Annotated in this window: 22 protein-coding genes; 6 read left to right on the top strand and 16 right to left on the bottom strand. The window is 37.1% G+C overall.

Translation table 11 applies throughout. The annotated features are described in order from the left end of the window. Positions 1-6 precede the first annotated feature (6 nt). Positions 7-2,142 (top strand): phosphate acetyltransferase, encoded by a 2,136-nt coding sequence (gene pta, locus HMPREF9096_RS06520; protein ID WP_009500032.1) that lies wholly within the window; start codon positions 7-9, stop codon positions 2,140-2,142. 76 nt (positions 2,143-2,218) lie between these two features. Here pta and smrB read toward each other — a convergent pair whose 3' ends face one another. Further along, positions 2,219-2,722 (bottom strand): endonuclease SmrB, encoded by a 504-nt coding sequence (gene smrB, locus HMPREF9096_RS06515; RefSeq protein ID WP_005634866.1) that lies wholly within the window; start codon positions 2,720-2,722, stop codon positions 2,219-2,221. Positions 2,723-2,851: 129 nt separating this feature from the next. Between smrB and prmB the strand changes: the two genes are divergently transcribed. Both prmB and HMPREF9096_RS06505 read left to right on the top strand, forming a co-directional pair. Then, positions 2,852-3,796, top strand: coding sequence for a 50S ribosomal protein L3 N(5)-glutamine methyltransferase (prmB, locus tag HMPREF9096_RS06510; RefSeq protein WP_009500033.1), 945 nt, complete (start codon positions 2,852-2,854; stop codon positions 3,794-3,796). Between the two features lie 103 nt (positions 3,797-3,899). Then, positions 3,900-4,964: an MFS transporter gene (locus HMPREF9096_RS06505; protein ID WP_009500034.1), complete on the top strand. Its 1,065-nt coding sequence runs from the start codon at positions 3,900-3,902 to the stop codon at positions 4,962-4,964. Between the two features lie 54 nt (positions 4,965-5,018). On the opposite strand, the gene cysB is transcribed toward HMPREF9096_RS06505, so the two are convergent. From cysB to HMPREF9096_RS06470, 7 genes are all read right to left on the bottom strand, one after another. Then, a complete protein-coding gene (cysB, locus tag HMPREF9096_RS06500; RefSeq protein WP_009500035.1) occupies positions 5,019-5,990 on the bottom strand; it encodes an HTH-type transcriptional regulator CysB in 972 nt (323 codons plus the stop codon). 11 nt (positions 5,991-6,001) lie between these two features. After that, the gene (gene rluB / locus HMPREF9096_RS06495) at positions 6,002-7,075 is read right to left on the bottom strand and encodes a 23S rRNA pseudouridine(2605) synthase RluB (RefSeq protein WP_009500036.1); all 1,074 of its coding nucleotides are present in this window, start codon (positions 7,073-7,075) and stop codon (positions 6,002-6,004) included. Between the two features lie 47 nt (positions 7,076-7,122). Further along, positions 7,123-7,746, bottom strand: a complete 624-nt coding sequence (locus tag HMPREF9096_RS06490; RefSeq protein WP_009500037.1) for an L-threonylcarbamoyladenylate synthase — start codon at positions 7,744-7,746, stop codon at positions 7,123-7,125. A gap of 134 nt (positions 7,747-7,880) precedes the next feature. Beyond that, entirely contained in the window at positions 7,881-8,750 is an 870-nt protein-coding gene (gene sucD, locus HMPREF9096_RS06485; protein ID WP_009500038.1) for a succinate--CoA ligase subunit alpha, read from the bottom strand. After that, positions 8,738-9,919: an ADP-forming succinate--CoA ligase subunit beta gene (gene sucC, locus HMPREF9096_RS06480; protein WP_009500039.1), complete on the bottom strand. Its 1,182-nt coding sequence runs from the start codon at positions 9,917-9,919 to the stop codon at positions 8,738-8,740. Before sucC ends, sucD begins: the two co-directional genes overlap by 13 nt. A 35-nt stretch (positions 9,920-9,954) precedes the next feature. Further along, the gene (gene rlmM, locus HMPREF9096_RS06475; protein WP_009500040.1) at positions 9,955-11,046 is read right to left on the bottom strand and encodes a 23S rRNA (cytidine(2498)-2'-O)-methyltransferase RlmM; all 1,092 of its coding nucleotides are present in this window, start codon (positions 11,044-11,046) and stop codon (positions 9,955-9,957) included. Next, on the bottom strand, positions 11,039-11,932 hold the full coding sequence (locus tag HMPREF9096_RS06470) for a transcriptional regulator GcvA (RefSeq protein WP_032803287.1): 894 nt from the start codon (positions 11,930-11,932) through the stop codon (positions 11,039-11,041). The genes rlmM and HMPREF9096_RS06470 overlap by 8 nt, the downstream gene beginning before the upstream one ends. 476 nt (positions 11,933-12,408) lie before the next feature. Between HMPREF9096_RS06470 and HMPREF9096_RS06465 the strand changes: the two genes are divergently transcribed. Beyond that, positions 12,409-13,440 carry a branched-chain amino acid aminotransferase gene (locus HMPREF9096_RS06465; protein WP_009500042.1) on the top strand — a complete coding sequence of 344 codons (1,032 nt, stop codon included), beginning with the start codon at positions 12,409-12,411 and terminating at the stop codon, positions 13,438-13,440. Between the two features lie 155 nt (positions 13,441-13,595). Here HMPREF9096_RS06465 and HMPREF9096_RS09455 read toward each other — a convergent pair whose 3' ends face one another. The 6 genes from HMPREF9096_RS09455 to HMPREF9096_RS06440 all read right to left on the bottom strand — a co-directional run bounded on the left by HMPREF9096_RS09455 (position 13,596) and on the right by HMPREF9096_RS06440 (position 17,575). Continuing rightward, complete coding sequence (locus HMPREF9096_RS09455; RefSeq protein ID WP_009500043.1) at positions 13,596-13,727, bottom strand: hypothetical protein; 132 nt, start codon at positions 13,725-13,727, stop codon at positions 13,596-13,598. 87 nt (positions 13,728-13,814) lie between these two features. Beyond that, the gene (locus tag HMPREF9096_RS06460; protein ID WP_009500044.1) at positions 13,815-15,176 is read right to left on the bottom strand and encodes a phospholipase D-like domain-containing protein; all 1,362 of its coding nucleotides are present in this window, start codon (positions 15,174-15,176) and stop codon (positions 13,815-13,817) included. Then, positions 15,176-15,562, bottom strand: coding sequence for a hypothetical protein (locus HMPREF9096_RS06455; protein WP_009500045.1), 387 nt, complete (start codon positions 15,560-15,562; stop codon positions 15,176-15,178). Before HMPREF9096_RS06455 ends, HMPREF9096_RS06460 begins: the two co-directional genes overlap by 1 nt. Positions 15,563-15,578: 16 nt before the next feature. After that, positions 15,579-16,262 carry a hypothetical protein gene (locus HMPREF9096_RS06450; RefSeq protein WP_009500046.1) on the bottom strand — a complete coding sequence of 228 codons (684 nt, stop codon included), beginning with the start codon at positions 16,260-16,262 and terminating at the stop codon, positions 15,579-15,581. Positions 16,263-16,279: 17 nt separating this feature from the next. Next, positions 16,280-17,047 carry a tetratricopeptide repeat protein gene (locus HMPREF9096_RS06445; protein ID WP_009500047.1) on the bottom strand — a complete coding sequence of 256 codons (768 nt, stop codon included), beginning with the start codon at positions 17,045-17,047 and terminating at the stop codon, positions 16,280-16,282. A gap of 45 nt (positions 17,048-17,092) precedes the next feature. Further along, the gene (locus HMPREF9096_RS06440) at positions 17,093-17,575 is read right to left on the bottom strand and encodes a hypothetical protein (protein ID WP_009500048.1); all 483 of its coding nucleotides are present in this window, start codon (positions 17,573-17,575) and stop codon (positions 17,093-17,095) included. Positions 17,576-18,585: 1,010 nt separating this feature from the next. On the opposite strand from HMPREF9096_RS06440, the gene HMPREF9096_RS06435 reads away from it, so the two are divergent. Beyond that, entirely contained in the window at positions 18,586-18,978 is a 393-nt protein-coding gene (locus HMPREF9096_RS06435) for a helix-turn-helix domain-containing protein (RefSeq protein ID WP_009500050.1), read from the top strand. Positions 18,979-19,086: 108 nt separating this feature from the next. Here the strand turns inward: HMPREF9096_RS06435 and HMPREF9096_RS06430 are convergent, their stop codons facing one another. Next, the gene (locus HMPREF9096_RS06430) at positions 19,087-19,230 is read right to left on the bottom strand and encodes a hypothetical protein (protein WP_005630689.1); all 144 of its coding nucleotides are present in this window, start codon (positions 19,228-19,230) and stop codon (positions 19,087-19,089) included. 376 nt (positions 19,231-19,606) lie between these two features. On the opposite strand from HMPREF9096_RS06430, the gene HMPREF9096_RS06425 reads away from it, so the two are divergent. Next, positions 19,607-20,362 (top strand): Nif3-like dinuclear metal center hexameric protein, encoded by a 756-nt coding sequence (locus HMPREF9096_RS06425; RefSeq protein ID WP_009500051.1) that lies wholly within the window; start codon positions 19,607-19,609, stop codon positions 20,360-20,362. Positions 20,363-20,417: 55 nt separating this feature from the next. Here the strand turns inward: HMPREF9096_RS06425 and ffh are convergent, their stop codons facing one another. Beyond that, the gene (ffh, locus tag HMPREF9096_RS06420) at positions 20,418-21,806 is read right to left on the bottom strand and encodes a signal recognition particle protein (RefSeq protein ID WP_009500052.1); all 1,389 of its coding nucleotides are present in this window, start codon (positions 21,804-21,806) and stop codon (positions 20,418-20,420) included. Positions 21,807-21,895 lie beyond the last annotated feature (89 nt).

Here is a 21,895-nt window from a genome sequence, read left to right on the forward strand (position 1 = left end):
TTAACTATGTCTCGCACGATTATCCTTATCCCTGTAAGCACAGGCGTGGGTTTAACCAGCATTAGTCTGGGATTAATCCATTCTCTTGAACAAAAAGGCGCAAAAGTTGGTTTTATGAAACCTGTTTCTCAACCAAGCACAGGTGAAGATAAACTGGATCGTACAACCTCTATCATTCGCACCAGCACTAACCTTGAAACGTCTGAACCGTTTATGTTAAGCATTGCGGAATCATTGATTGGGCAAAATCAGTCTGATGTATTGCTAGAAAAAATTGTGGCAAATCACCAACAATTAACCAAAAACAATGACATCGTTGTGGTTGAAGGCTTAATTCCAACAAGAAAACACGGTTACGCAAATAGCATCAACTATGAAATTGCACAAGCATTAGATGCGGAAATCGTATTAGTTGCAGCACCTGCAACTGAAACCCCAACCGAATTAAAAGATCGTGTAGAAGCAGCAGCCTCTTTATTTGGTGGTAAAAACAATCCAAATCTTTTAGGCGTTGTCGTAAACAAATTTAATGCCCCCGTTGATGAATCTGGTCGTACACGCCCTGATCTTGCTGAAATTTTTGATTCATTCCAACACAGCCATGCTTGTGAAGCAGAAGTGAGCAAATTATTTGCAAATAGCTCAATCAAATTATTAGCTTGCGTGCCTTGGTCAGCAGATTTAATCGCAACACGTGCGATCGATTTAGTGAAATACTTAGGCGCATCAATTATCACTGAAGGAGATATTAACCGTCGTATCCGTGGTATTACTTTCTGTGCAAGAAGTTTACCAAATATGGTTGAGCATTTCCGTGCAGGCAGCTTATTAGTCGCCTCAGCAGATCGTCCAGATGTGCTTGTAGCAGCCGCTCTCGCAGCGTCAAATGGTATTGAAATCGGTGGTCTCTTATTAACTGGCGGTTACAAAATTGATGCTCAAATCAATAAACTTTGCCAACCAGCTTTTGAAAAAGCAAAATTACCAATCTTCCGTATTGAAGGTAATACTTGGCAAACAGCATTAAATTTACAAAACTTTAATCTTGAAGTGCCCGTTGATGATAAAGAGCGTATTGAAAACATCAAACAATACACTAGCCAGCACTTTAATGCTGACTTTATCAATAACCTAGTTGCGGATTCTACTCGTTTACGTCGTTTATCCCCACCAGCATTCCGTTTCCAATTGACTGAACTTGCTCGTGCTGCGAAAAAACGCATTGTTCTTCCTGAAGGTGATGAACCTCGTACCATCAAAGCTGCCGTACTTTGTGCAGAACGTGGCATTGCAGAATGTGTACTTTTAGCAGATCCAGCATCCGTTCAACGTGTAGCTGAAGCACAAGGTGTTAAATTAGGTAAAGGCATTACAATCATTAACCCAGCAGATGTTCGTGAAAACTATGTTGCTCGTTTAGTTGAATTACGTAAAGCTAAAGGTATGACAGAAACCGCAGCTCGTGAACAATTGGAAGATACTGTAGTGCTTGGTACCATGATGTTAGAAGCAAATGAGGTAGATGGTTTAGTATCTGGTGCCGTTCACACGACTGCAAACACCATTCGCCCACCAATGCAAATCATCAAAACTGCACCAGGTAGTTCTATTGTTTCTTCTATCTTCTTTATGTTATTACCAGATCAAGTGCTTGTTTATGGTGACTGTGCGGTAAACCCAGATCCAACTGCAGAACAACTTGCTGAAATCGCAATTCAATCTGCGGATTCTGCAAAAGCATTTGGTATTGATCCAAAAGTCGCGATGATTTCTTACTCAACGGGTACATCTGGTAGCGGTGCTGACGTAGAAAAAGTGAAAGAAGCAACCCGTATTGCGAAAGAAAAACGCCCTGATTTATTAATCGATGGCCCATTACAATACGATGCGGCTGTGATGGAAGATGTGGCTCGCTCTAAAGCACCAAATTCACCTGTAGCAGGTAAAGCAACGGTATTCGTATTCCCTGACTTGAACACCGGTAACACCACTTACAAAGCAGTACAACGTTCTGCTGATTTAGTGTCTATTGGCCCAATGCTTCAAGGTATGCGCAAACCAGTGAACGATTTATCTCGTGGTGCCTTAGTTGATGATATTGTGTACACAATTGCCTTAACCGCAATTCAAGCGACACAATAGTTCAAGTAAAAATATAAAAGAAAATACCGCACTTTGCCACTGGCAGTAAAAGTGCGGTATTTTTTATAACGTTGTTTTACAAATCAACCAAAATCAAAATTGCGGCTTCACCGCCCCATTCTCTTGGCGCTTGATGTAATGCCCTCACTTTGGGATGTTGTACTAGCCAACGTGGAATTTGTTTTTTCAATGTAAAGGTGCCATAGCCCGTCATGATACTGGCACAATCAACATGCTCATTTTCACAAGCCAGTAAAAGTGCGGCTAATTCTTGCTTAGCTTGTTCACGGGTTAAACCGTGTAAATCTAAAAACAATTCTGGCGAAAAATCTCCACGACGAAGTTGTTTTAATAAATGGGAATCTTCCCCATCACGTAAATATTTCACAACACCATCATGCTCATTAAGTAACGGCTCATATTCATCAGAAAAATAAAATAACGTATCTTCTTTCGCTCGTAATTCTTTCAATTCTATTTTTTTCTGATCACGTTTTGGGCGATGGGCAACAAAAGTATCTTGTTTAATTGGCTTAATGCCTTTGGTTTCCGCACGGAATAAATCAAATTCGTCTTGCATTTTTTCTCATTAATTTTAAATTTTGAGTATCATATCATAGTTCTATATTCTCATCTGTGGTATAACTACGCCAAATTTTCATACCGAATTTTATGCTAACTTTTCTACTCACTTTTATGGAGAAATGCGATGGAAACCTCACATAACCAAGAATTAGTTGCAACTATCTTGGAAGATAATGTTGTAAACGAACTGCAAACCATCCAAGATTTTCTGCGTTGGACGTATAGCATTCTCAATCGATCTGATATTTACTTCGGGCAAGGGCACGATAATCCTTGGGATGAAAGCCTGCAACTCGTTTTAAGTGGCTTACATTTACCGATTGATTTACCTACCGAATTATTTAACAGTCGATTAACCCCATCTGAAAAAGAAACTTTAGTTCAACTTGTATTAACCCGAATCGAACAACGCGTACCAGTGGCATATTTAACAAATAGTGCTTGGTTCTGCGGTCACGAATTTTATGTCGATGAACGAACTATTATTCCACGCTCCCCAATTAGTGCGTTAATTCAAGATCGCTTTGAAGATTTAATTTCACAAGAGCCGAATCATATTCTCGATCTATGCACAGGCAGCGGTTGTATTGCTATAGCTTGTGCTTATGCTTTCCCGAATGCGGAAGTGGATGCGGTCGATTTATCAGTTGATGCACTTAATGTCGCGGAGATCAATATTTCACGCCATCAATTAGAGCATCGCGTATTCCCGATTCAATCAAACTTATTTGAAAATATTTTAGGACAAAAATACGATCTTATCGTGACCAATCCACCTTATGTGGATGAAGAAGATCTCGCCGATATGCCGGAAGAATTCCATTTTGAACCAGAGTTAGCCTTGGGTTCTGGCCATGATGGCTTAAACATTACCAAACAAATTTTGAAACAAGCGCCAGATTACTTAACCGAAAATGGCGTATTGGTGTGTGAAGTGGGCAATAGTATGGTGAGCTTAATTGAGCAATATCCATATGTACCATTTGAATGGGTAGAGCTGAAAAATGGCGGGCTAGGCGTATTTGCTATTCAACGTAAGGATTTAGTGAAATATCACGATCTGTTTTAATCTTTCAAGTGCGGTAAAATTTTTATATTAATTTCAACCGCACTTATAAAATTCATGGCGCGCGTTATTCAACGCGTGCTTTTCTTTTTTATCATTTGACTCTATGAATTTACAAAAACTTTTACTGACTCGGCGTTTCTTTTCCACCCTTGCCTTTTTTTCTGTGCAAACGGTATTTCTGATTTATCTACAAAGTAAAGGATTGAGCAACAGCGAAATTGCCTTTTCCTTATCGCTACTCTTTTTCTCAAACCAAGCCCTTTCCATTCTTGCTGGTATTTGGGGCGATCGTTATGGTTTAGCCAAAATGATGTTGCTCGGCTGTTTTTTAGATGTAATCGCTTATATTTTCTTTCTCGCAGCAGATAATTATTTATTACTTCTTATTGCGACCACTTGTTTTGGTTTAGGTAGTTGCTTATTTGGAACCAACGCCAAAGCCTGCTTGCTTGTGCTGGCTGGAGATGAATACAAAGAAAAAACGCGCTTGCAAGGAAAATACCTAAAAGTGACCTCCATGTCATCCATGTTTGCGCCGCTTTTAGTTATCCCCTTTATTAAATACGAACATATCGACTTACTCATTTGGGTCTGTTTTTCAATGGAAACCGTATTATTCGCCTTAATGGTGAAGCCTTTCTATCAAATTCAAACCTTACAAACGTTGGTAAAATTTCGCTTTACACAAATCAAAGTAATTATTACAAAAGAATTTCTAATAGTGCATTTAATGCTATTTTTACCTCTTGCCATTGCAAGCTCTTTCTTTGTCATTTTCCCATTTTTATTTAACAATAAACTTGGCATGCCTGAACATTCGCCGATAGCATTATTTGGCAATGGTTTACTCACCGTGCTATTACAAAGCTATTTTTCCCGAAAAATTAATTTAACAATCAAACAAGCAGCATGGGTTGCCCCTCTGTTGGCTATTGGAATTATCGTGCCTTGGTTTATCACCTTACATTATCTTTCCGTATTTTCCGCCTATGTCTATCTCGTCATTTTTACAGTCATTGAAGTATATGCCCTCACGGCGATGGCAAACTTATTAGTAAAATTTGATAATGGCACTAATCGTGGTTTTATTTTTGGCGCATCAAGATTATTACTTTCTATCGCGACAGTCGGTGTGATGAACCTTGTTCCAGTTCTATTTTTAGTATAAAAAAGTGCGGTTGAAATTCTTATTAAATTTCAACCGCACTTCATTTATACATTGTTATCTTGTTTCCAATTCTATGCCTTCAAATAATTTTTTCACTGAATTGTTATCACGCAAGCGTTCTGCTTTTTCCACAACACTACGAGTTAAGTGCGGTGAAAAATATTCCATAAAATCGTACATATAATTACGTAAGAAGGTGCTATGTTTAAATGCAATATTCGTCATACTCGGGCGGAACAAATGACTGGCATCAATTGCCACAAGATCTGTATCTGATGGAGTATGAGCCATAGATGCCATAATACCCACCCCTAAGCCTAAGCGTACATAAGTCTTAATGATATCGGCATCGGTAGCCGTAAAGACTATATTCGGCAAAATTCCTGCGCTATTAAATGCGTAATCTAAATCAGAAACACCTGTAAAACCAAAAGTGTAGGTCACAAGAGGATATTTACCTAATTCCTCAATCGTCAATTCTTTCACTTTGGCAAGCGGATGTTCTGGCGTAACAATCACTGCGCGATTCCACCAATAGCATGGAATCTGAACCAAATCATCAAATAAATAAGGCGCTTCGGTGGTAATCGCCAAATCCACCTCTCCCGACATTAATGCATCATGAATTTGTGTTGGCGAACCTTGGTGAATATGCAAACTCACATCAGGATATTTTTTAGAAAAACGTTCAATCACGCTTGGCAGCATATAACGTGCCTGAGTATTTGTCGTCGCAATACGTAATACACCGTGATTTGGCTGAGTATATTCATCGGCAACAGCACGGATACCTTGCGCTTTAACAAGTAACTCGCGTGCAATCGAAATAATCTTTTTCCCTGCTGGCGTAATTGATTTTATATGCTTGCCATGACGTTCAAAAATTTCTAGACCTAATTCATCTTCCAGCAACCGAACTTGCTTACTAATTCCAGGCTGTGACGTATAAAGCGCATTAGCCGCTTCAGTTACATTTAAATTATGGTTAGCAATTTCAACAATATACCGCAGTTGCTGCATTTTCATAAAAAAAGTCCTTATTTTTTATAACGTTTGCTAAGTTCAGAATAACGTTTTACCGCTTTACGAATTTGCCCTGATTTTGGACGACGACGTGGTTGTGTAACATCTAATTTCGTTTCGGTTTCAGCCGGTAATCCCACAAGCTCGCGCAAGTAATTGACGTTTTCAAGATCCATTTCTTCCCAGCCACCACGAGGCAAACCTTTCATCAGTTTGATATTGCCGTAACGAATACGAATCAAGCGACTGACTTGAATCCCTTGGGATTCCCATAAACGGCGCACCTCACGATTACGTCCTTCCATCAAGGTTACGTCATACCATTGGTTAATCCCCACACCACCTGTAAATTTAATTTCTTTAAAGTTGGCTGGGCCATCTTCAAGCTGAACGCCCTTGCGTAAACGCGCTAACATTGCATCATCCACTTGACCAAATACACGCACGGAATATTCACGTTCCACTTCACGGCTTGGGTGCATTAAGCGATTTGCCAGCTCACCATCAGTGGTAAAAAGCAATAAACCCGATGTATTAATATCTAGACGTCCCACCGCAATCCAACGAGAGCCTGTTAAACGCGGCAAACGATCAAACACTGTGGCTCGCCCTTCAGGATCGCTACGAGTACAAAGTTCACCTTCAGGTTTGTAATACATTAACACGCGGCAAATTTCTTTTTGTGCGTGGCTAAGATTAATAATTTGGCCATCAATACGCACTTTCACGCCAGAATGTACGTCAATACGATCGCCTAAAGTCGCAATTTTACCCTCTACGCTCACTCGGCCTGCGGCAATCATCGTTTCAATTTCACGACGAGAGCCTTGCCCAGCACGCGCTAAAACTTTCTGTAATTTTTCGCCCTCTGCTTTAGGTTGATTCGAGGATTTTGCAACAGGTTTCGCTTTTGGCTTAGCTAAAAATTTATTGTCAGAATTAACCGCACTTTTTTTCGTATTTGTCGTTTCTACGCGAGCATTACGAGACACTGAACGTCTATCATTTTTAGCTGAAAAATCACTTTTCTTTGCTGAATCTTTGGAAAAGTGCGGTTGTCTTTGAGTTTGTTTTTGACTAGGTTTCATTGTTTTCCTTAAATAATGGAAAGGTCGCTTTCACAAGCGTCTATAAGTTAAATAAAAGGAGCAGTACTTCCACTTCCTTCGCGCAAAATCACTGGCGATTCTTCCGTTAAATCCACCACTGTTGTAGGCTCTTGCCCTAAATATCCACCATGAATAATTAAATCGACTTGGTGTTCCAAACGATCTCGAATTTCCTCAGGATCAGATTGCGTGGTATGTTCTTCACCTGGCAACATTAACGAACAAGATAAAATCGGCTCACCTAAGGCTGAAAGTAAATCTAAAGCGATCTTATTATCTGGTACGCGTAAACCAATGGTTTTACGTTTTGATGTCATTAAACGGCGTGGTAATTCTTTCGTTGCAGTAAGAATAAAAGTATAACGCCCCGGCGTATTATTTTTAATCAAACGATACGCAGTATTGCTCACCATTGCGTAAGTTGAAAGTTCCGACAAATCACTACACACCAACGTAAAATTATGTCCTTCAGGCAATTTACGAATCGCCACAATGCGATCCATTGCATGTTTATCGCCCATCATACAGCCTAAGGCATAGCCCGAGTCCGTCGGATACACAATCACACCGCCTTTTTGTAAAATCTCTACGGCTTGATTAATCAAGCGCGCTTGTGGATTTTCAGGGTGGATATAAAAAAATTGGCTCATGTGTTTCTTCCTTAAAAAGTGTGCGCTGATTATAGCAGTTTTGCGCTCACTTTATAATGGCGAGCATATAAAAATAAAGGCGTAGAGAGTCAATCTACGCCTTATCAAACTAAAGTGCGGTTAATTTTCTGAAATTATTTTAATACTTTTCTCAAGGCTGCACCAATTTCAGCGAGACTTTTTACACAAGTCACACCTGCTGCCTCAAGCGCAGCAATTTTTTCTGCGGCAGTGCCTTTTCCGCCACTAATAATCGCACCAGCATGCCCCATCCGTTTGCCTTTTGGCGCAGTAATCCCAGCAATATAAGCTACCACTGGTTTGGTGACGTTATCTTTAATGAAGGTTGCCGCTTCTTCCTCTGAGGAACCGCCGATCTCGCCAATCATCACAATGGCTTCTGTTTTGGCATCTTGTTGAAATCTTTCAAGAATATCAATAAAACTAGAGCCTGGAATGGGATCGCCACCAATACCCACACAAGTCGATTGTCCAAAGCCTTCATCGGTAGTTTGTTTTACCGCTTCATACGTTAAAGTACCAGAACGAGAAACAATCCCCACTTTGCCTTTTTTATGTATGTGTCCCGGCATGATGCCGATTTTACATTCATCAGGCGTAATCACCCCCGGGCAATTTGGTCCAATCATCACAACGCCAGTTTCATTTAATTTTTGTTTTACCTTAAGCATATCCAATGTAGGGATGCCTTCAGTAATACAGACAATTAACTTAATCCCTGCATCAATGGCTTCAATTATGGCATCTTTACAAAATGGTGCTGGCACATAAATGACAGTCGCAGTTGCCCCCGTATTTTCGACAGCTTCACGAACTGTATTAAATACAGGCAAACCAAGATGGGTAGTTCCACCTTTATTTGGCGATACGCCACCAACTAATTGCGTTCCGTAGGCTAATGCTTGTTCAGAATGAAAAGTCCCTTGTCCACCAGTAAAACCTTGGCAAATCACTTTAGTATTTTTATCAATTAAAATCGCCATTTGTGTTCTCCTTTTGCTGCATTCACGGCTAATTCTGCGGCTTGTTGTAAACTGTGCGCGGTAAGAATATTAACGTCGCTTTCCGCTAAAATTTGGCGACCGATTTCAGCATTCGTTCCTTCTAATCGCACAACCACAGGCACTCTCACGCCCACTTCATTTACTGCAGCAATCACGCCTTCAGCAATCAAATCACAACGAACAATGCCACCAAAAATATTCACTAAAATCACCTTCACGGAAGGATCGGTTAAAATAATTTTGAATGCTTCAGCAACCCGTTCTTTCGTTGCACCACCACCCACATCAAGAAAATTCGCAGGCTTCCCGCCATAGAGTTTCACAATATCCATGGTGCCCATTGCAAGCCCAGCCCCGTTTACCATACAACCAATATCGCCCTCTAAAGCCACATAGTTTAACTGGAATTTTTCAGCTTCTGCTTCACGAGCATCATTTTGAGTTAAATCTTGCAGTGCCAATAAATCTTTATGACGAAATAAAGCGTTATCATCAACAGATATTTTAGCGTCGAGACAAACCAAATTGCCTTGTTTAGTGAGAACAAGCGGATTGACTTCCACTAAAGATAAATCTTTTTCTAAAAACAAACGAGATAAGCCCATAAAGATATCGGTAAACTGTTTGTTTTGCGTACCACTTAACCCTAATTTAAACGCTAATTCACGGCCTTGATAAGGCAATCCTCCAAATAAAGGATCAATAATGACTTTATGAAGTAAGTGCGGTGAATTTTGAGCGACTTCTTCAATATCCATTCCACCCGCTGGGGAAGCAATAAACACCACTTTTTGAGAAGCGCGATCAACAACCGCACTTAAGTAAAATTCTTTATCAATATCGCAGGTTTCTTCAAAATAAATCTGGTTTACTGGCTGACCTGATTTATCCGTTTGAAAAGTGACTAAACGTTGTCCTAGCCATTTTTCTGCAAAAGATCTAGCTTCCTCTACATCGTGCACTAATTTAACGCCACCCGCTTTACCACGCCCACCCGCATGAACTTGGCATTTCGCTGCCCACTTATCGCCTGAAAGTTGAGCCAGTACCAAATCTACTTCATCAACAGATTGACAGACAGCCCCATTTTTTACGGGTAATCCATAATGCTCAAATAGTTGTTTTGCTTGGTATTCGTGTAAATTCATTCGCGACGTCCTTTTTGGTTATGAAAACAATTCACTCAAGATTTTAATGCTATATGAACCGTGATTTCTTCACGATCGTGATATAAATGTTTTGCTTGAATCTCAAAATTCAAATTCTGCTCAGCCAACATAACAGCCAAGTTTTCTAAACATAATACAACTTCCTGATAACGTTTTTTCATGGGTAATTTTAAATTGAAGATCGTTTCTCTGCACCAACCATTTAACAACCATTTGCCAATCAATAAAGAAATACGACTTGGTTTTTCCACCATATCACAGACTAACCAATCCACTTTTTTCCTTTTAGGAGGCTGAAATTTAAAACCATCTTCCGCGCAATGTTGAATGCGCCCCGTATCATGCAAACTCGCTGCCATTTTTCCGTGATCAACTGCATAAACAAATAAACCTCGTTTGACTAATTGATACGTCCAACCGCCAGGACAAGCCCCTAAATCAACGCCAATCATATTTTCATTTAAACGTTTATTCTCTTCTTTACGCGGAATAAAAGTCAAAATAGCCTCTTCTAGTTTTAACGTAGATCGACTTGGTGCATCTGCCGGAAATTTTAAACGAGGGATTCCCATAAAATGCGAAGAATGATTATCTACATAAGAATATCCCACATAACAGCAATTCGGTTTTACAAAAAAGCAATGTAAAAATTGACCGCTCTTTTGAGTTGCTTTTGCAGAAAGCCAGCCCTGTTTTTTCAATGCCTGACGTAAAGGCACGGTAAATTTACGACAAAAAGTGGAAAGCTCTTTCGCTTCATTTGTGTCTGCTGTTTCGACAAAAAGCTCACTAGATTGAGCAAAATTAACTTGTTGTGATAATTCTTCAAACGCCGCCACGATGGGACTAATACGATCAGCGGGCTCTAAATCTTCCAATAAATCAGAAACCACAACCATCTGACGAGCAAAAATCAAACGATTAAAAGGAATGTCTCGGGCAAGGCGATCAGCCTCATCAGGTTGATAACATTCAAAAATGACATAGCCCGAATTATCTTGTACTCGTGCAAAACCAAATACACCTAAATTGCTTGCTTGATCGGTGATCTCTGCGGCAACTTCTTTCTCAAAACCTGGGCGACAATATAATGCGAGTTTATTCATTTTCTTCTTGTTTAATTGAGTTAATAATCCACTGACGAAATGCTTGAATTTTTTGGTCATCTAGGCGATCAAGATGATTGACCACATAAAATGATTTTGGATCAGGTAAATTGGTTGGCAACACCACTTTTAATGAGTCATTTTCAATTTCTTGCAAAGCTAATAAGCGATTAGCTAATACAATGCCTTGCCCATGAATCGCGGCCTGTAATGCCATAAATGTATGGCTAAATAACGGCCCTTGCTGAATATTTAAATCATCTAACTGTAAATGATTTGCCATCGCTTGCCAATTATCACGCGTATGAATGTGAATTAATGTGTGTTTTTTTAAATCTTCAGGCTGAATAATTGGATTTTCTGCTAGCAATTCGGGCGAGGCTAAAATCAATAAATTTTCTCCGCCAAGACGATCAACTTGTAGATTCTGCCAATTACCCAAACCATAATAAATAGCAAGATCAATTTCTTTATTTAACAATCCTTCATCTTGATCCACACCAGTTAAACGCACCTCAATTTGCGGATAAAGCTGATTAAATTCACTTAAATGTGGCACGAGCCATTGAATACCAAAAGTTTGTGGCACGCTAATATTTAAATGCGGATCCGTTTTTAACGTTAACAATCGCTCTGTTGCTTCATTTAAGCGGCGCAGAATTTTGTTAATATCAACAAAATAAGCTTTTCCAAGCTCTGTTAATTCTAAAGAACGATTCTTTCTCTTAAATAATTCAATTCCTAAGAACTCTTCTAATAATTTAATTTGATGACTAACTGCCGCTTGTGTCACACAAAGCTCATCTGCTGCTTTAGTAAAACTTAAATAACGAGCAGCTGACTCAAAAGCTTTTAGCGAATTTAACGGTGGCAAACGTTTATACATAAGTATTTCCATTCATAAAATTTTTGTCTATAATAGACAAGATTTAATTCGGATTAGTTTTTCTAATACTTCAAATAAAAAAACGTCATTTGTCCTTTCCTACCCTTTTTCCTTACAATACAACCATACTTAATGATTGGTAATTCCTTACTAGTTAATGAGTTTCGGACTTAAGTATGATGTTGTGTTTGCATATAGTTCGGGTAACCGAACTTGAGTAACAAATATGTTACTCATTTACTTCCTGTATATTATTAAACCGATTTGGTTAAACGCTGCTCTCATTGAGTGGCGTTTTTTTCATCCCGATTTTAGCATAACTATATCTTTATTTCCTGCCCTGTTTCCAAAATTTCATTATTCCTTTTTAATTGGCTAAAAATTGCATAATTTCGAGAATTTATTATTTAAATCACTTCTGGAATGGTGTAGATTAAGTGGCATTTCATTCAAAAAAATAATATTAAGGAAGTAAAATGAAAGATTTAGACTGGAATAACCTTGGTTTTAGTTATATTAAAACAGATTACCGTTTCATTGCACACTGGAAAGATGGTAAATGGGATGAAGGCAAACTCACAACAGACAATACCTTACATATTCACGAAGGTTCTACCGCACTTCACTACGGTCAACAATGTTTTGAAGGCTTAAAAGCTTACCGTTGCAAAGACGGTTCAATCAACTTATTCCGCCCACAAGAAAATGCAAAACGTATGCAACATACTTCAGATCGTTTACTCATGCCACAAGTGCCCACTGAATTATTTATCCGTGCATGTAAAGAAGTAGTGAAAGCGAACGAAGAATGGGTCGGCCCTTATGGCTCTGGCGCAACCCTATACTTACGCCCATTCTTAATTGGCGTAGGTGAAAACATCGGTGTGAAAGCTGCGCCTGAATTTATTTTCTCTGTATTCTGCTGCCCAGTGGGTGCCTATTTCAAAGGTGGTTTAACACCATCTAACTTTATTACCACCGAATACGATCGCGCTGCACCAATGGGAACTGGTGGCGTAAAAGTGGGTGGTAACTACGCTGCAAGCCTTCTTCCACACGTATTAGCGGCTGAACAAGGTACGCCAGAACGTAAATTCGCTGATGCCATTTATTTAGATCCAAAAACTCACACTAAAATTGAAGAAGTCGGTGCGGCAAACTTCTTTGGGATCACCAAAGATAATAAATTTATCACACCAAAATCAGAATCTATTTTACCAAGTATCACCAAATACTCTCTTTTACATATCGCAAAAGAGCGTTTAGGTATGGAAGCAATTGAAGGTGATGTTTATATCGATCAGCTAAATCAATTTGCTGAAGCTGGCGCTTGTGGTACTGCAGCGGTCATTTCACCCGTTGGCGGAATCCAACATAAAGGACAATTCCATGTATTCTATTCTGAAACTGAAGTTGGCCCAGTAACACGTCGCCTTTATGAAGAACTCACTGGCATCCAATTCGGTGATATCGAAGCACCTGAAGGCTGGATTGTGAAAGTTAAATAATCTTTCCTGAAATAAAAAAGCGATAATTCTCCTAAAAGTTATCGCTTTACTTTTTTATAAAATAACTAAAAGTCCTTTTCTACTAACATCTGCACATATTTTTCTGAATAAGAAAACATTGAAGGAATGTTACTGTCTTGTTTTTTCCAACAGAATTAAACTTTCGGTGTAAAACCTAAATACTGCCAATCTTGTTTGGAACCTGGTGTAGCTATTACGTATACTTTTAGTTTTTTGGCAAATTCCTTCACTAAGGTGTATAAGGCGTAGAGTTGTTTTTCATTCATAAGAAAATACCTGTATCTGATGTATTATCTCAGAAACAGGTATTTACACAAATTGTGGCAGAGATTCTATTTTATTCTAAAAATAATCTACGCATCTAGTTCAGATTCAATTTGTTCAATTTCGTCTTGTAATCGTTCTCGAGTTGTTTCGAAGTATTCGTCCCAATCCTCAATAGCGGCAATAGTTTGATATTCGTTACTTTCTTTAATCGCATAAATGTCTGCTTCAAGTTGCTGAATCTTTTCCCGTAACCGTTGAATTTTTAATTTAAGTTTTTCTTTTTCTCCGTTTGAACCTGTTTGAGAGCTAGAAAATTTTCCCTGTTCTAAATTTGCTAAAATCTCTTGAACAAGTTCTAAATTATTTTCCTCATAGGCTTGCTTTAATTGAGTAAAAGTTTCTGTCGCTTTTTCCTTCATTTCATCAGCCACTTTATCGGGATGGCACAGAATACTCGCTTTTTTATAGGCTCGCTTTAATTCCTTTTGTTTCTTATCATCTAATATTTGAATATCTTTCTCATTTTCTTCTTCAAGTTGTTGATGATATTCTCGCTCATCTTGCTCTGCTTCCGCAAATTTTTTATCGTCCCAAATGAATTTTAATTTGCGTAAGTGCAATAAACGAGAGATATATTTTCCAAGTTCTTTCGCATGACGATTTTGGAACAACATTAATGTTTTTTCTAATTCTACTTTTTCATCATCATACGCATTTAGTTGATGTTCTAAATATCGAATTTCAAGTTTTAGTGCCGAAATATCTATATCACCATAAATAACCACTTTGTGATTGCGCTTAATAAACTCATCAATTAGCCATATGGCACGTTCAAAAGCATTTTCAGATAAGGCTTGAATAATTTGAGCTATATCCTGCTGAAATTGATAAGTCGATAGTTTTCGGCTTTCACGCTCAATATCCTCCTCGTCTTCCAATATGACATAGTTTTTAAGAATTTCTAGCCGCTTGATGATTTTGCCTACTGGGAATTCAATAGACTCTTGATAAGCAAAATAGTTATCACGAATTTTTTTAAATTGAAAAATAAACTGATCAGCCAACTCAAAATCATTAGTCGTGATCACAATATTTTCGTGATTATTCTTCTCAGCTTTATAACTCCAGTTATAAGATCCAGTAATAACTACGCATCGATCAATCACACAAAATTTATTATGCATTAAATCACTTTTACCATCACCGACTAAATAAGCAACAGAATTACCTATTTTTAAGCAAGAAAAATCTAATACACTATTTTGATTTATTTCATCATTAGAAAGTAGCAACTGTACGGTCACACCTGACCTAGCTTTATACACCAAAATATCAAATAAATCTCGATTTGTAAGCCAAGCCACAGCAATATAAATAGAGCTTTCTGCTTGGGAAAGCTCTGTACTGATACGAGCAGCAATATTAGAGAAAAGGGCTTCAGTTTGCATTAGAATAAATTTAATTCACGCTTATAATCTTCCCTTAACCCATTTTGGCTATAATAACTAATCTGATATGCTAAATGTTCTAAAAAGAATTCTTCTCCAACATTTTCATACATTTGTAATAACATCAATGCAATATAATTTAAATTTGCTGCAGGAATATGCTCTTCTCTATCTCTTGCTGCTTCTCTAAATTTTGATAAGACAGTACGATATACCTTTAAGATTTCATCATCACTTGTTTTTCTTGTCGGTGCAAGTTTACCTCCACTTTGTTCTGAAATACCTCTAAATCGCAAAATGACAATTTTTTCCATATCTTTTATCATATCATTTACTGAACTATCTTTTCTATTACCAATTAAACTAGAAAATAATTTTGAAAACATTGTTTTTCCTTACTACTTATAAGTAGTTATCCAAAATATCTGCTACAACAGCAGCTCTTAAAACAGCCATATCACCATTCACCATTGAAATACCACTTAATGCAGAAATTATCGGAAATGGTTTTTCATTAAGGTATTCAGAATGTTTCGACATTTCTCCTGACTCCCAATCATCTTTATATTGAAGTATCCAATGTCTCAATGAAGATTTATTATGAAAACTTTCAACAGCTTCATTACCATATTCACGCATACAATAAATTTCATAGTCTACAAATCTTGAAGCATAATAAGTTGGATTAGAACTTGTATCAAAAACATTAAATTTGAGATCATAAGTAATAAAATAAACAAGATCTCCAATATGTCTCTGATTATTTTTGTAAGTTGAAATTGCCTTTAACATTAATTCGTATGCATTATTTGAATTTATTTTATTTGACTCATTCAATCCTATGACTTCAGCCGCCTGTTTAGCCTTCATGTATCCTAGACTAACTGCCTTTCTAAAATTTTCTCTCGCAAGTTCAAAGTTGATAGGATACTCATTTAAATATCGCATTCCTAAATCATAAGCTACTTTTCCTGTTTCACTGACTTCTGTATTTAAAGTATTTAAAATCTTATTGGTTGTAGAAATACTTGCTCTTACAGGTTCTATAACATTATTTTTCTTTCTAAAAATATCTAAAAATCCCATTATGTACCTCAATTAAATTATAAATGATGAATATTTTTTATAACTTCTCTAACAATTCTAAACTTAGCATCATAAAGTTCATAATCTTCTAAGTTAAAATTCTGTTTTACGTTTTCCCAAATTACTTCATCAATAGAGTTTGTAATATCCCCAAAAGTCAATAGACCAGTAAAATCAGATACATCAAGATTTGATTGATAAAGCCCATTCTCTTTAAGATCTTCTAAATCAAACTCATCTTCATCTAAAAAGTCTTCATGATAGGCTAAAAATATTTTTACAGAATTAGGATTATTTTTTAATTTAGATATAAAATAACGAGAAATAAGATAAATGATTTTTCCTGCCTGAATTTCTGGTCTTATACCAAATGTAGCAAGCGATAACTCAGCGTTTTTTATAAAAGTTGGATTAAAAGCAAGTGTCATAAACATGACATCCTCCGAGAAAATTTCGTCTACTTCTTGCATAAAATTCAGAAACTCATCACAGCGTGCGTGTCCTCCACTTTTAGCATCTTGAAATAACTTACGTGCAAGCGTAAAATCAGGATAATCCCCCATCCCATTGAAAAGCATGAGAGCAAGATTATATTTAGCAGAAATATGTCCAAAAGAAGCCGCTTTTTTAAAGAGATTAAGTGCTTCTTCATAATTTTCTTGCGATAGAAACATTACACCTTGTTCGTAAACTTTATGGGATACCTTATCCGTATATTGATCTCCAGTATTAGACTTAATGCTTGAACTAAATAAGATCCTTCCTACTTGTTTAATTAATGACATAAGACGCCCTTTTAAAATAAAATGGTAAAGGTTAAATCTGACTACCTAAAAAAGCTCCGACTCTGCTTTACTTGCCAAAATGCACATCATATCGACCTTCTCTGCTAATAATTCTAAAATTTGTAGCAATCTTTGTTTGTCTTGTTGTTTTGTCGTTCTAAGTATCACATTCGCATAATGAGCATAAATATCCATTACAGTATCCCTTCCTGAAGAAAAACTTTTTAAAATTTCCTCTCTACCAACATCAAAAATAGCTTGACCTTCATCAAAAAGAGCTCCGTACTCACTTTTTCTAATTGTTTCTACAAACAAGAGGTAAACATCTTCATCTACTACTTTCGCCTCATCTACAAAGAAGTTTTCTAAAGTACCTAAAATGACAGGTACAATTTTTTGTGATTCCAAGGTATTAGGATCATTACTTGCTTGCAAAAACCATATTGCACTTACAGCCGTCACATAATCCCGATTTGCTCCGGCATTAATTAACCTATTTAAGCGCGTGATCGTATCAAATTTAGACATAAAACTTACCTTACAAAGTAAAAGTAAAAATAAAACTTCTTCATTTTATAAATAGATAACTTATTGCTACAATTCAAAAAAATTTATATTATCCCTTACCACCTAAACTACAAGCAGTTAATCCTAGCCGTGCAGCTGTTGCCAATAACTTTTTTTGAGAATGTTAAATTTATTAAAAATTTCATAAAAACTGAGGTCTAGTTAAAATTGAAATCTCTTTCAATATCTTTAAAATTAATATTATGTTTTACATTTTCATTTTGACACTTAGTGAAAAAGTCAAAAATAATAGCTATATAAAAATTTTTGACTTCCATGTTAATATTTCTTTCATCTAGGAATTTACCTAACTCAGATTTCAAATTTTCTAATGATTTCTGTTTTCTTAAGAATATTTTAACTAAAGATTCAAGAACAGGGCGCAAATCATCAACTAGATTTATTTCATAGATTTTATTATTTTTTCTCTAATGCACTCTCATAGTGTTTTTTAACTTCAGGGTAATCATCTAACCAATTTCTGACTTGATTAACCGTTTCTAAAATTTATTCAGCGATTTATTGTGGAGCTAGATGAGAGTAATATCTTATTACTAAGTTAGTTTTAGCTTATTTACTTGTGCATTATTGGAAAATTGTTCTAAACCGCATAAATCTCTAATAATGGAAAACTATTGCTCAAGCTAAAAGCAAGCTAAATTTCCTCGTAAGGATTGTGCTTTGTTTAATACCTCTTTAGCAAGAGATGCTGATGTATGTTTAATCTTTTTGTTATATGTTGAAGCGTATTTATTATAATAATTAAATATTTCCCTAGTACTTATACCTTAATTAGTATCTGCCAGAATTCTAGCCACATCACCTAAAAACGAGCCATTAATCATTACGCATACCATAAAATTTTGTATAAATTTTGCGTAAATGTTATACTACCCCCAGTTTTTTACCACAAACTAACAGTATCAAAAACTTATCTGCCACTACCCAAAACCGCACTCTAAGGAAATAAAATGGAAGTCCACGATAAAATTCGCGTAATGAGAGAAATCAATCAATGGTCGCAAGAAGAAATGGCAGAAAAACTTTCGATGTCGCCGAATGGATATGCCAAAATTGAACGTGGACAAAGCAGTATTAATTTAGATAAATTACAGCAAATTGCGAATGTATTTAATATTGATATGGGCGAATTAATTACTTGTAAGGATAGATCAATTTTCTTTGCGGTAGGCGGTGATAATTCTTATAACTTAACTAACAGTCATTTCGGTACTAATGAAGTATTAACAGCTGAAAATGAAAAATTAAATAGTTTACTGGCAATGAAAGATACGTTATTAGCTCAAAAAGATGATGAAATTAAGGCATTAAAAGAGATTATTGAACTATTAAAATCAAAATAAAACTATGAAATTTTATTGATAACCTCAATAAGGGCGAAAACTAAAGAATATAAACAATAAAGCCTATCTACAATTCTGTAAGATAGGCTTCTTTATAACCGCACTTTTTTATTGATTTAATCCCCATTGGCGAGAATCTTTATCAAATTTAACACCTGAATGAGAACCTTCCGCTCCGTTAAAATACACATCTTTATTTGCACAAGCTGAAATAATCAACGCGCCTGCAATAATGAATAACCATTTTTTCATAAGTAAACCTTTTTGTTAAATTAAAAAACCCGCGAATTGTAGCACAACGATGCCACATCCTAACGAAATATTTTACTTTCCTTGCTATCATTAATACCTCTCATCAAAGCCAAGCTTCCTTTCTTTGCTGATAAATTTGACTTATTGAACTATTAAAAAACGTAAGAAATTTAAACCGCACTTTAAATAAAATAAAAAATTTCTTATTTCCCCTTGATCGCTATAAAATTATGTATATAATGAATCCTGTTTTAGATACTAGATAGTAATTTAATAGTAATGAAACTTGGCTAGTGCATTCCCCCACTCCTTCGCACTAGCCATTTTTTTTGGAATTTTGTACCATATCCCAACTTTTTCCAATCAACGATCCATTATGAATAATCTTGAACTTGAACAACTCATTAATCAAAAACTTTCTTCTGATAAAATCAATGACTATGCGCCCAACGGCTTACAAGTCGAAGGTAAAACAGAAATCAAAAAAATTATTACTGGCGTAACAGCGAGCCAGGCTCTAATTGATTACGCAATCAGCCAAAATGCCGATGCGATTTTGGTTCATCACGGCTATTTTTGGAAAAGTGAAAACCCTTGTATTCGAGGAATGAAAGGCAAGCGAATTAAAGCCATTTTAGTGAATGACATGAATTTATATGGCTATCATTTGCCATTAGATGTGCACCCAGAATTAGGAAACAATGCACAATTAGCCAAACTGCTCGACATTGAAAATTTACAACCATTAGAAAAAGGCGCTGTGAGTATTCCTGTTTGGGGCGAATTAAAAGAACCGATGACAGGTAAAGACTTTGCAGAAAAAATAGAAAAAGTGTTAAATCGAAAACCGTTAATTTGCATTGAAAACGGACCGCACTTAATCCGAAAAATTGGTATCTGCACTGGTGGCGGACAAGGTTATATTGATCTTGCGGCAGAACAAGGCTGCGATGCATTTATTACTGGTGAAGTGTCAGAACAAACAATTCATTCTGCCCGTGAGCAAGGATTACATTTCTTCTCTGCCGGCCATCACGCAACAGAACGATATGGCATCAAGGCATTAGGTGAATGGTTGGCGAAAGAATATAGCTTTGATGTAGAATTTAAAGATATAGATAACCCAGCATAAAATACAAAAGTGCGGTAAAAATATTTCTTTTTTACCGCACTTTTATCTTCTGAAATTATCGTTTAAACATTCCGCCTAAACCACCAAGACCGCCTAAGCCTCCGCCCATTAAGCCTTGCATTCCACGCATCATTTTAGCCATACCGCCTTTACGCATTTTCTTCATCATACGTTGCATTTCATCGAATTGTTTAAGTAATTTATTAACATCTTGCACTTGAGTGCCAGAACCTAATGCAATACGACGACGGCGAGAACCTTTGATAATATCGGGGTTTGCACGTTCTTTTAAGGTCATGGAGTTTATGATCGCTTCCATTTTGACAAACATTTTGTCATCCACTTGATTTTTAACGTGATCAGGCAAATTTTTTGCACCCGGTAATTTCTCAAGCATAGACATCATGCCGCCCATTTTTTTCATTTCAATAAGCTGCTCGCGGAAATCATCTAAAGTGAAATCATCGCCTTTCTTGAATTTCTGCGCCATTTTTTCGGCTTTTTCACGATCAACAGAACGTTCAAGATCTTCGATAAGGGAAAGTACATCGCCCATGCCCAAAATCCGGGAAGCGACACGGTCTGGATGGAACGGCTCAAGCGCTTCTGTTTTCTCGCCCACACCCAAGAATTTGATTGGTTTACCTGTGATTTGACGAATTGATAACGCCGCACCACCACGGGCATCACCGTCCACTTTCGTCAAAATAACACCGGTAAGCGGCAATGCTTCATTAAAGGCTTTTGCCGTATTGGCGGCATCTTGACCAGTCATCGCATCAACGGTGAAAAGGGTTTCGATTGGATTTAATGCTGCATGGACTTGCTTGATTTCGTCCATCATTTCTGTATCAACGTGTAGGCGACCTGCCGTATCCACAATCAACACATCGTAGAATTTCAGTTTTGCATCAGCAAGCGCCGCTTTAGCAATATCAACCGGATTTTGTTTAACATCCGATGGAAAAAAATCCACGCCAACGGATTGAGCCAAGGTTTCAAGTTGCTTAATCGCAGCTGGGCGATATACGTCGGCAGACACCACTAACACTTTCTTTTTATAGCGTTCACGCAAGAATTTTGCCAATTTACCCACGCTGGTGGTTTTACCCGCACCTTGTAAACCCGCCATTAAAATAACCGCTGGTGGTTGGGTTGCAAGGTTTAAACTCTCATTGGCTTCGCCCATGGCTTTTTCAAGCTCACGCTGAACTATTTTTAAGAATTCTTGCCCTGGCGTTAAACTTTTATTGACTTCTTCCCCAAGCGCGCTTTCTTTTACTTTCGCGATAAATTCACGCACCACAGGTAAAGCAACATCTGCTTCAAGTAATGCCATACGCACTTCGCGTAAGGTTTCTTTAATATTATCTTCCGTTAAACGGCCTTTTCCTGTGATATTACGTAAAGTTTTGGAAAGGCGATCCGATAAATTCTCAAACATGGCTAACAATCCTGTTTTTCTCAAAAATTGCGCTGATTATACCGAAATTTAGGCGTTTTTCATCATTTCAAATGAAAATGGCTTTTTGA

It is taken from the genome of Haemophilus sp. oral taxon 851 str. F0397 (genome assembly GCF_000242295.1).
In the GTDB taxonomy this organism is placed as follows: domain Bacteria; phylum Pseudomonadota; class Gammaproteobacteria; order Enterobacterales; family Pasteurellaceae; genus Haemophilus.